The organism is Cupriavidus sp. UYPR2.512, assembly GCF_000379565.1.
GTDB lineage: Bacteria > Pseudomonadota > Gammaproteobacteria > Burkholderiales > Burkholderiaceae > Cupriavidus.
Genome location: NZ_KB902962.1, coordinates 1 through 3,880 on the forward strand (window position 1 = coordinate 1; position 3,880 = coordinate 3,880).

Consider the following 3,880-nt stretch of genomic DNA (forward strand, 5'->3'; position numbering starts at 1 on the left):
CTCGTCGCCCATCTCGACGCGGCTGGTCTCGCCTGCTTGCCAATTCCGTTGACCGCCGCCAGATCGCTTCAACCGAAACTCGCAACCAGTTGCGTCTGACAATTTGTCAGTCGGCCATACGGTATCTGAACCCACTATTGCAAAGCATCAACGCCCCACGGCCCGCTCCGGCGCCCTCCCCGCTGACCTGGCCCACCTCACGGGCCAAGGCCTGTCGAAGGCGGGGCTTTTCAAACTGATGGGACTGGCCAAAACCCGCGGCAAGCAGCTGTCCGACATCGTCACCGCCATGGACCACCGCCTTGGCGAGGTCAAGGGCGGACACCTCTACGCCTACCTCGCCGCCCTCGCCGCCGGCCCAACCGACTTCTCTGTTGCCGCGGCACAGGCCCGCGCCGCGCGCCGCCAGGCCGAGGAAGCCGCCCACCTGCAGCACCGCATCGTTCGCTTCAAGGCACGCTTCGGTGGCGTCACGCTGGCCAGCCGCAGCGGCGATGCGCTGTACCGCATCGATCGCGATGCAGCGTTCGTGCACACGGTTTCGCTGGCTCACTCGGGCACCGCGCCGCTGCAGGACCTGCTGCCCTGGATGCAGGCGATCGAGCGCGGCGATCTGGTACTCGCCACTGCTGCGACCGAGCAGCGCATGCACCAGGCCCAGAGCGCACAGACGACCCTTACCCGGCGCGAACGCGTCGGCCGTGCGATGCACCAGGGCCCGCATCGACATCGCTGCGGCTGAAGCTTGGGGTGCTGCCGCGGTAGCCCGCGACCGTCATCCCGCATCGCAGACCAAGCGTGGCGCGATCCGCGACTGAGCAACCTGGCCGGGCACCGTCCCGAGGGGGGATCGGGGCTTGACCCCGGCGAGGGTCGTGAGTCGGTCGTCACCAGCCAGGGACCCGCTAGCCTGCGACACCCCGACACTCAGGCAGACCGCTGAGCAGGTCTGCCTGGTCGGGCAGGGGATGGGGCGGTTTGGGGGGACGCCGAGGCTTGCGCCCTTGGGCATGATGCAGGGCACGCGCAAGGGCCTCGAGCTCCCGCCCGATGGCAGACGCGGCATCAGCGCCGAGATGCTCGGCCACCGTATCAATCGCCGCGACAAGTTCGGTGAGGCGCCGATGCGCGTCATCCAGCACGGACCTGTGGCTGGACGATTCCGGCGGGCGCCAAGCGTCGAGCCAGCAACGCAGGGAGGCCTGTTCTGCGGGATCGAGCGTGGCCAGCAGCCGCGGCGAGGGGCCCTCGCTGGCCCGGAAGGTGCCGGCCACGATCGATTTGCGGCGCCCCGTGTGGGGATCACGGCGGGTGCGCAGCAGCGTGACCAGAGGGCCTTCTTCGCGGATCTGCATACTTGGGCGTCGGTGGCGATCGGGGACCCAGCATAGCGAGCGCAGGGCCGGTCCCGACAGCCCGGAAAACTCCCCCTTGGCAACGCCAGATGTCTGCAGGGCGGCATCTGCCGCGGCGGGCACCGGGCGCACGTCGCGTGCGGGGCCTCAGGTCAGGGCATGCCTCATGCGGAACGTCCCGACGGGACTTTCGGGCATCGTAGCTGTGTAGGCGAGGGCAGGGCGCCGACCGGGCGAAGCCCGAAGCGACCGCCTTCCTCCGCACTTGGCCGCATTGACACCGGAACCAAAGCCGTCACAATGGCCTTCGCAGGGCGCCGGTCCGTCGCCGTGGCTTCGGACTCGCTTCGGGGCCAGCCGCCGGCCGGGCCCTCACGTTCCTCGACACATCAAGGCTGAAAGAAAAATGGAAACTGGTACGGTCAAGTGGTTCAACGACGCGAAGGGCTTCGGCTTCATTACCCCGGACGCCGGCGGGAATGATCTGTTCGCGCACTTCTCGGCGATTGAAGGCAACGGCTTCAAGTCGCTGCCGGAGGGCCAGAAGGTCCGCTACGTCAAGGCGATGGGGCCCAAGGGCGAGCAAGCCACCAAGATCCAGCCGCTCTAACCGAACCGACTAACGCGTTCCCGAAGGCCCCGCAGAACGCGGGGCTTTTTTTCCCCCATGACGAGATATCACTACGACATCGAGCCGCGCCCGCTCGCGCTGGGCGGTGGCTGGCGCCTGCGCCTGCTTCGGGACGACCAGGAGGTCGGCGGCGGCGCGTATCCGGCCGATCCCGACCTCGACCCGCTGCGCGGCATGGCCTGGTTCAATGCGCTGACTGCGCCCGAGCGCGCGCTCTGGCTGGCCCGCGCGGACAGCGCAAAGCCGTCCCAGGCCTGGGCGGCGTACTTGCGCGACCAGGCGTATGGCGCGGCCAAGGTCGAGGGGGAGGCCTGGCTCGCCTCGCGGTGATGATGCCAGGACGCTCTGGGGGACGTGCGCGATGAACACGCCGGAAGGGGTGCCTTGCGTGCTGTGTACCGAGTCGGCGCGCCGCTGGCGCGACCGCGACGATCGGCTGCGCGAGAGCCGTATCTACCGCTGCGCGGCCTGTGGTGGACGATTTGCAGTCACCGGCGCCGCGCTCGCCCAGCTCGAGGCCGGCGTATGGGATGTGGCCGATCTCCAGGCGCAGGTCCGCCAGCGCATTGCGGCCGGCCGGCTGCCGCGCATCGAGGCCGGGCAGGGTGGTCCCCTGGTGGCGGACGTCGGTGGCCAACGCGACCGGTGACACGCAGGCGGCACAAGATTGATGGTTGATCCTGCTGCTCAGCAGCGTACGGGATGTTATATTCCCTTGAAGGAATATGTTTTTGGAGGAATAATGGGGAATGCTTGGGAGGTCGAATACACCGACGAGCTGGGAGCATGGTGGCAGGATTTGACCGAGGCGGAGCAGGAATCCATTGATGCTTCGGTGCGCTTGCTTGAGCAACTGGGTCCGAACTTGGGATTTCCCCACTCTTCTGGCATTGGTGGTTCGAAACATGACCACATGCGCGAACTGCGGGTGCAGCACGCTGGTCGGCCGTACCGGATCCTCTATGCGTTTGACCCGCGGCGCTGCGCGATCCTGCTGATTGGTGGGGACAAGACCGGCAACAACCGCTGGTATGAGGCGCACGTGCCGATTGCCGATCGGCTCTATGACGCGCATCTCGAGACATTGCGAAAGGAAGGGCAGATCGATGGCTAAGAAATTTGTGGAATTGCGCGCGAAGATGTCGCCCGAGGCGCAGGCGCGCGCCGCTGCGCGGGCCGAAGCCATGCTGGTGGAAATGCAACTTCAGGACTTGCGTCGGGCCCGACACGTCACGCAAGTGGAGGTGGCCAAGGCCATGAACATCGAGCAGGCGGCGGTGTCGAAGCTGGAGCGCCGTGACGACATGTACCTGAGCACGCTGCGCGAGTATGTGAAGGCGCTGGGCGGCGAGCTCAAGCTCGTGGCGTCGTTTCCCGATGGTGACATTCCGGTCCATCCGTTCGAACCGGCTCACTGAATGCAGCAATTCGGGAAAACGCCCCACGGGGCACGGAGGCAAGCATGACGTTTCAACGTGAGGGGCGCATGGCCTTGCGCACGCCGGCAGAAGTCGACGCCGAACGGGCCGAAGCGGCCCGGCGTGAGCCCCATTTTTCCTATGCGGACTTGACGGCCGCTACCGAGCAGCAGATCGCGGTCTATCAGAAACTGGCGGTGCAGGAGCCAAAACAGGCGACCAAGGCCGAGTACTACCGCGCCGCGCACGGGGCGCTCAGCCTGTGGCGCCGACTGAGCGCCGTGCACGGCCAGGCCGACGCCGACCGGCTGCAGGCACTGGTCGATGCGATCCTGCCCAGCGCCCGCTGACGACGAGAGGGCCGGAAGCCAATCAGGAAATCGGCGTGGTTCAAAAGCCGGCTTTTTTGCGTTACACGGACGAGCTGAACCGTCCTGCATAAAAATGCAGAATTGGTAAGGAATGCGATGCAAACT

At 66.5% G+C, this 3,880-nt stretch carries 8 protein-coding genes; 7 read left to right on the forward strand and 1 reads right to left on the reverse strand.

Annotated elements, in window-relative coordinates; all coding sequences use genetic code 11:
- Positions 1 to 238: 238 nt before the first annotated feature.
- Entirely contained in the window at positions 239 to 742 is a 504-nt protein-coding gene (locus A3A5_RS0113670; RefSeq protein WP_018311132.1) for a hypothetical protein, read from the forward strand.
- Positions 743 to 905: 163 nt separating this feature from the next.
- On the opposite strand, the gene A3A5_RS43330 is transcribed toward A3A5_RS0113670, so the two are convergent.
- Entirely contained in the window at positions 906 to 1,355 is a 450-nt protein-coding gene (locus A3A5_RS43330) for a hypothetical protein (protein ID WP_157637226.1), read from the reverse strand.
- A gap of 406 nt (positions 1,356 to 1,761) precedes the next feature.
- On the opposite strand from A3A5_RS43330, the gene A3A5_RS0113680 reads away from it, so the two are divergent.
- From A3A5_RS0113680 to A3A5_RS0113705, 6 genes are all read left to right on the forward strand, one after another.
- The gene (locus A3A5_RS0113680) at positions 1,762 to 1,965 is read left to right on the forward strand and encodes a cold-shock protein (RefSeq protein ID WP_018311134.1); all 204 of its coding nucleotides are present in this window, start codon (positions 1,762 to 1,764) and stop codon (positions 1,963 to 1,965) included.
- A gap of 57 nt (positions 1,966 to 2,022) precedes the next feature.
- Positions 2,023 to 2,316, forward strand: coding sequence for a hypothetical protein (locus A3A5_RS0113685; RefSeq protein ID WP_018311135.1), 294 nt, complete (start codon positions 2,023 to 2,025; stop codon positions 2,314 to 2,316).
- Positions 2,317 to 2,347: 31 nt separating this feature from the next.
- Entirely contained in the window at positions 2,348 to 2,635 is a 288-nt protein-coding gene (locus tag A3A5_RS0113690; RefSeq protein ID WP_018311136.1) for a hypothetical protein, read from the forward strand.
- Positions 2,636 to 2,728: 93 nt separating this feature from the next.
- Positions 2,729 to 3,100 carry a type II toxin-antitoxin system RelE/ParE family toxin gene (locus tag A3A5_RS0113695; RefSeq protein ID WP_018311137.1) on the forward strand — a complete coding sequence of 124 codons (372 nt, stop codon included), beginning with the start codon at positions 2,729 to 2,731 and terminating at the stop codon, positions 3,098 to 3,100.
- A complete protein-coding gene (locus tag A3A5_RS0113700; protein WP_018311138.1) occupies positions 3,093 to 3,404 on the forward strand; it encodes an XRE family transcriptional regulator in 312 nt (103 codons plus the stop codon). The genes A3A5_RS0113695 and A3A5_RS0113700 overlap by 8 nt, the downstream gene beginning before the upstream one ends.
- A 44-nt stretch (positions 3,405 to 3,448) precedes the next feature.
- Positions 3,449 to 3,754 carry a hypothetical protein gene (locus tag A3A5_RS0113705; protein ID WP_157637227.1) on the forward strand — a complete coding sequence of 102 codons (306 nt, stop codon included), beginning with the start codon at positions 3,449 to 3,451 and terminating at the stop codon, positions 3,752 to 3,754.
- The last annotated feature ends 126 nt before the right edge of the window (positions 3,755 to 3,880 follow it).